Raw genomic sequence first — 5,885 nt, forward strand, 5'->3', positions numbered from 1 at the left:
AATAATTCCTGCAAAATTTCTTCAATCTGTTTATCCCTTGTCTTTTTTAATTCATCAATTGCTTTATAAATAATATCCCTGTTGTTTATTTCTGCAACGGGTAAATCTTCGGCAGCCTGTTTTTTATCAGTAATTTCTTTATCAATTACAGTAAGATGTGCAGCAATACGCTGTTTAAACTCCACCGTTTTATTCCGCAAGGCATCATTACTTAAAGTTTGATATTGATCAAAAAACTGGTTGATTTTTTCTACCTGCGGAGAGATTTTTTTTACATCCTTTTCGCTCTTGTTGCCGCCAAATAATTTTGATATAATGCCTAACATAAACTTTATTATTGTTGGTTGGTATAATTAATTGTAAAGATCAAGTGTTGTCAAATATGATGCTGAAATAAATTTAAAGCCAAATTGACAGCATTTGCCCAATTTATCGGGGTGGCAAAGGTAGCAAATAGTTGGGGTTTTAGCAGTTAGAAGTTTAGATGCAAAGGACTTGTTGTAAGTAACTACAGATTACTATGCCAAACAGCCAAAAATAATTTTTATCCGTATGTTAAATTTATAAAAGCATGTTATGAAGAAATTGTTATTATCAGCCACATTAGTTAGCGCCATTTTTTTCTGTTTTGCACAACAGGACAGCTTAGTTTTATTTGAAAAGAAAAACACTGCTATTACTAAAAAAAGTATGCTTGTTTTAGGAGGTTGGGCTACTGCCAATATTATTACCAGTTCTTTGTCTTTACACACCAATAATAATGATGCCCGTTATTATCATCAAATGAATATAATGTGGAATGGCGTTAACCTTGCACTTGCAGGGCTGGGTTACTGGGGTGCATCAAAACATAAAAAAAGCAATCTGGATTTGGCAGCAGTTTTACAGCATCAGCATAAAACAGAAAAGATATTTTTATTTAATACCGGTCTTGATGTGGCTTATATCACGGCCGGGGCTTACCTTAAAGAAAAAAGCAAGAGCAAAATCAATCCATCAAAATTACATGGCTATGGAAATGCTGTAATGGTGAATGGAGGTTTTTTATTTTTATTTGATATGGTAATGTATGCTGTTCATCATAATCATGGTAAGCAGCTTAATAATTTTATAAGCAAATTAAAAATTGCAGGAAGCGGTGCAGGGGTATCTGTAGTTTATTCTTTATAAAGCTTGCGCTAAAAATTATACATTTCAATTTCCTTTTCGGTAATCCGGCAATATAGTTTAAAGTTACAGTTGACCAGCACAACTTTACCAGGTTGCAGCCTGCGGCTGATAAAAATAACCTGCAGCTTTGCTAATAATAATTGGAATTTAGTTTTTATAAGTTTTTCTTTAAAGGTTTGAATTATATTATCAAAACAATAAAATTCAAACCTTTTTTATGTTTTTATGTATATTAGTATTGAATCTTGCAACCAATTTTTTAAGTAATTCATCTTAATGGTTTTAATTACAAACTTATTTACTATGAATTTTTCCGAAATTCAAAACAACACATTGGTTTTCAATTACCACCAGGAAGACTATGAAGAATGGATTAAAAAATTTGGCAGTTATGTTGGTGCAAAAAAATCAGGAACCCGGATAGAATTTGCTGAAAGTTTTGCCACCGGCTATGCAAGGGCCAAAATACTGGAACCCGGCTTATCTTACCGCATTGTAAATTACACACTTAATACCGACCTGGAATACAGGAGAATGCCCTCTGCTGAATTTCAATTAATGATTCACTTTTTAGAAGCTACGTTTAAAGAAAAAATAGAATGCAAAACCGGGGAGGAGGCAAAAATTATTGAGAACAAAGATAATTTTCACAGCGTTGCATTGCTAACCAATAGTTTTACCAATCAAAGCCTTACCCTAAAAAAGGGAACTTCAGTAAAAGGATTATCTATACAACTGAGCGAAGATTGGTTAAAACATAACGTTAAAGAACTTACTGCCGAAAAAATAGAAGTTTTAAAGCAGCAAACAGATATGGTGGATTTTATTACCGCTAAGCACCGCAAAATTTTATTAGCCCTTTTAAATGACACTGAGCAAACTTATTTACCCGAATTATTTATAAAAAGCCGTGTTCTAAAATTAACAGAAGAATTTTTAAATAATTTGTGCCGGCGAGGCCTTAAAAGTATGCCTGAATTTGCCAACCCCAAAGATTTTCATGCTTTAGTAAATGTGGAAAATTTGATTACAAAACAATATGCTACAGAATTTCCATCCATAGAAACTTTGGCCAAAGCAGCCTATATGAGTGAAAGCAAATTAAAGAAGCTGTTTAAAAAGGCTTATGGTATGGCCATATACCAGTACTATCAAAAAAACCGAATGCACAAGGCTAAGGAATTGCTCAACTCCCGGAAACACAGCATTTCGCAGATTGGTGTAATGCTTGGTTATCAAAACATGAGTAACTTTTCCGCCGCCTTTAAAAAAGAATTCAGCATTTTACCCAGCGAATTCAGGCAGGCAGTTTAAAAATAAAAGCTAATGCAGTTAAAATAAAACCCTTTTCAAACCAATAACCCATGCAATTGAATTTATATTTACTGAGTTAAAATTAAATATCCAAAAAATTCAAATTCCAATGTCCGGGTGATTAGCCCCCAAACTCAGCAAAACATTAAATAGTTCTTACCGAACCACAAAAAGCCCGATTAACCGGGCTTTTTTGTTTCTGTTTCAGTTGTTTGTTTTTACAGCTTTTGCCCTACCTTTGCCACCCAAAAACAAGGTATTAATTTTCTAATTATTTCAATATGTCAGGTGCGTTAAAAGAAGTACGTAACAGAATTAAAAGTGTGCAAAGCACTCAGCAAATTACCAAAGCCATGAAAATGGTAAGTGCTGCAAAACTGCGCCGTGCACAGGATGCCATTACACAAATGCGGCCCTATGCACACAAATTGCAGGAAATGCTGAGCAATATTGTAAGTAACAGCGATGGAGATGTAAAAATGGAACTGGCGGTGGAAAGGCAAATTGAAAAGGTAATGATAATTGTAGTTACCAGCGACAGGGGTTTGTGCGGAGGCTACAACAGCAACCTTATAAAATTAGCCAAACAGGTTATTAAAGATAAATATGCTGCACAGCAGGCAAAAGGAAATGTGCAGGTATTGCCCATTGGTAAAAAAGGTTACGAGCATTTTAATAAAAGTGGTTTTAAAGTTGTAGATAAATACTGGGATATTTTTACCGGTTTAAGTTTTGATAAAGTGCAGGCTGCAGCTAAATACGCCATGGAAGCATTTGCAAAAAATGAAGTGGATGCGGTGGAATTAATTTTCAGCGAATTTAAAAATGCAGCCACACAGCGTTTTATTGCAGAGCAATTTTTACCGGTACAAAAAGTAGCTAAAACAGCCGGGCAAAAAAATGCTGATTTTATTTTTGAACCCAGCAAAGAAGTGTTGATTGAAGAGCTGATGCCAAAAATTTTAAACACCCAGTTATACAAAGCTGTGCTTGATGCCAATGCCAGCGAACATGGTGCAAGAATGACGGCGATGGATAAAGCAAGTGATAACGCCAACGAATTATTAAAATCATTAAAGATAAGTTACAACAGGGCAAGGCAGGCAGCTATTACGACAGAGCTTACAGAAATTGTAAGTGGTGCAGCGGCATTAAACGGATAAAAAAAGGATGTATGATTTAGGATGTATGATTGCTGATGTAAAGCTGTCTTTCAAATCCGAAATCGGAAATCCAAAATCATAAATCAACATGGAGCTTTCTCAAATTATACCACACATAGAAGCACTGGTTTTTGCAAGCGATAAACCATTAACCAAAATTGAATTGGTGGAATTGGTGAATACTGCTTTGGGCTTTATTGAAGACAGGGCAAGCATTGAACAAATTGATGCTGCTATTGAAGGCATCAGGGAAAAATACAATTCAGAATTTTATGCTTTTGAGTTAAGAGAAATTGGCGGTGGCCTGCAATTTCTTACCAAAAAAGAATATTATAAAACTGTTGCCTTACTTAATGGCGATAAATTTTTAAAACGCCTCTCCACAGCAGCATTAGAAACACTCGCCATCATTGCATACAAGCAACCGGTTACCAAAAGCGAAATGGAAGCTATACGTGGTGTAAACTGCGATTATGCTGTACAAAAATTATTAGAAAAAGATTTAGTAGTTATATCCGGCCGTAAAGAAGATGCTGTTGGTCAGCCATTAATTTATTCCACTTCAAAATCTTTTATGGATTATTTTGGCATTAACAGCGCCGATGATTTACCAAAGATCAGCGAAGTGATGATGGAAGAACTGGTAAATGCTACCAATGTAATAGAAGCGCAGGCAGAGCAACTGGAATATGAATCGGATGTTGCAAACGGCACACCGGTTGAGCATGAAATAAATATTGAAGAAGAAATTATCATTGCAGCAACTGAAGATGAAACTGAATTAGCAATTTTAGAAACCGCTGAAACAACTAAAGCACCTCCAGATGCGGAGGACAAAGAAATTGAAGCTTAAAAATTATTTTGTATAAATCAAATTAAAAGGTGTGAAATTGTTCATGCCTTTTTTATTTACTGCTTATCCTTTATGTTATCCGTATTCCTATCCTTCGTATTTTCGCAGCATGTCACATCAATTATCTACAGAACAATTAATTGCCGCCGCAAAGGAATTTGGAACACCGCTGTATGTTTATAATGCCGATAATATTACAGCACAATATAAAAAGCTGACTGATGCTTTTGCTGCAACTGACACAAAGTTTTTTTATGCCTGCAAAGCATTAACCAATATCAATATTTTAAAACACATTAAAAGTATCGGCTGCAATGTTGATTGCAGCAGCATTAACGAAGTAAAATTGGCATTGCTTGCAGGTTTTGAAGCCAACAATATTTTATACACCAGCAATGGCATTCATTTTAGTGAAATAGAAGAAGCACAAAGCTTAGGTGTACATATTAATATTGACAGCCTGAGTAATTTAGAAAAATTTGGAAAAAAGTATGGGCATAGTTATCCAGTTGGTATTCGTTTGCGGCCCAACATTATGGCAGGTGGTAATATAAAAATTTCAACAGGGCACGATAAAAGTAAATTTGGGATACCTGCAGATCAACTCAATAAAATTCTTGATGTAGTATCTAAATACAATTTGCATATTCAAAATTTACACATTCACACCGGCAGCGACATAAAAGATGTGGATGTTTTTGTAAAAGGTATTGCGGTACTGTTTGATATTATTCCGCATTTTAAGGAATTAAAATCGGTGGATTTAGGCGGTGGTTTTAAAGTACCTTACCGTGATGGCGATGGAGAAACGGATATGATCTTGTTAGCAAAAAAAGTAAAAGAAGCATTTGATAATCATCCTAACCCCAATGGCAATCCCTTGCAGGTTTGGTTTGAGCCGGGCAAGTTTTTAGTAAGTGCTTCCGGTTATTTAATTACCGAAGTAAATGTTATTAAAGAAACGCCTAACACTGTTTTTGCAGGGGTTAACAGTGGTTTCAATCATTTAATTCGTCCCATGTTTTACGATGCTTATCATCAAATAGAAAATATCAGCAACCCAACAGCAGCAGCAAAACAGTACACCATTACCGGCAACATTTGCGAAACAGATACATTTGCATGGGACAGAAAAGTGGCTGAAATAAGAGAAGGCGATCTGTTAGTTTTTAAAAACGCCGGCGCTTATGGTTTCGAAATGTCATCAAACACATCTCTCTTTCTTATCAATGTTGCTATACCATCTTTTACTAAAACTTCTGCAGGTTTATAGCGGCTGTTAAAATTAGAAGACATTTCGAAACCATAAGCGCCGGCGTTTTTAAAAACTAACAGATCGCCTTCTCTTATTTCAGCCACTTTTCTGTCCCATGCAAATGTATCTG

The 5,885-nt window shown here is 35.3% G+C and carries 6 protein-coding genes and 1 pseudogene; 5 read left to right on the forward strand and 2 right to left on the reverse strand.

The features are described from left to right. Positions 1-326 (reverse strand): hypothetical protein (locus ACY65O_RS11195; RefSeq protein ID WP_462220945.1); only part of this gene is annotated, 326 nt, incomplete at its 3' end. A gap of 250 nt (positions 327-576) precedes the next feature. Here ACY65O_RS11195 and ACY65O_RS11200 point away from each other — a divergent pair. The 5 genes from ACY65O_RS11200 to lysA all read left to right on the forward strand — a co-directional run bounded on the left by ACY65O_RS11200 (position 577) and on the right by lysA (position 5,773). After that, a complete protein-coding gene (locus tag ACY65O_RS11200) occupies positions 577-1,170 on the forward strand; it encodes a DUF6992 family protein (RefSeq protein ID WP_462220946.1) in 594 nt (197 codons plus the stop codon). Positions 1,171-1,473: 303 nt separating this feature from the next. After that, positions 1,474-2,484, forward strand: coding sequence for a helix-turn-helix domain-containing protein (locus tag ACY65O_RS11205; protein ID WP_462220947.1), 1,011 nt, complete (start codon positions 1,474-1,476; stop codon positions 2,482-2,484). A gap of 281 nt (positions 2,485-2,765) precedes the next feature. Beyond that, a complete protein-coding gene (gene atpG / locus ACY65O_RS11210; protein WP_462220948.1) occupies positions 2,766-3,647 on the forward strand; it encodes an ATP synthase F1 subunit gamma in 882 nt (293 codons plus the stop codon). Positions 3,648-3,735: 88 nt separating this feature from the next. Further along, on the forward strand, positions 3,736-4,500 hold the full coding sequence (gene scpB / locus ACY65O_RS11215; RefSeq protein ID WP_462220949.1) for an SMC-Scp complex subunit ScpB: 765 nt from the start codon (positions 3,736-3,738) through the stop codon (positions 4,498-4,500). 109 nt (positions 4,501-4,609) lie between these two features. Beyond that, the gene (gene lysA, locus ACY65O_RS11220) at positions 4,610-5,773 is read left to right on the forward strand and encodes a diaminopimelate decarboxylase (RefSeq protein ID WP_462220950.1); all 1,164 of its coding nucleotides are present in this window, start codon (positions 4,610-4,612) and stop codon (positions 5,771-5,773) included. Here lysA and ACY65O_RS11225 read toward each other — a convergent pair. Beyond that, positions 5,686-5,885 (reverse strand): annotated as a pseudogene (locus ACY65O_RS11225) (diaminopimelate decarboxylase); the annotation flags it as partial. The gene lysA and the pseudogene ACY65O_RS11225 overlap by 88 nt on opposite strands.

Origin of the sequence: Ferruginibacter sp. (assembly GCF_031430955.1) — a bacterium.
Lineage (GTDB): Bacteria > Bacteroidota > Bacteroidia > Chitinophagales > Chitinophagaceae > Ferruginibacter.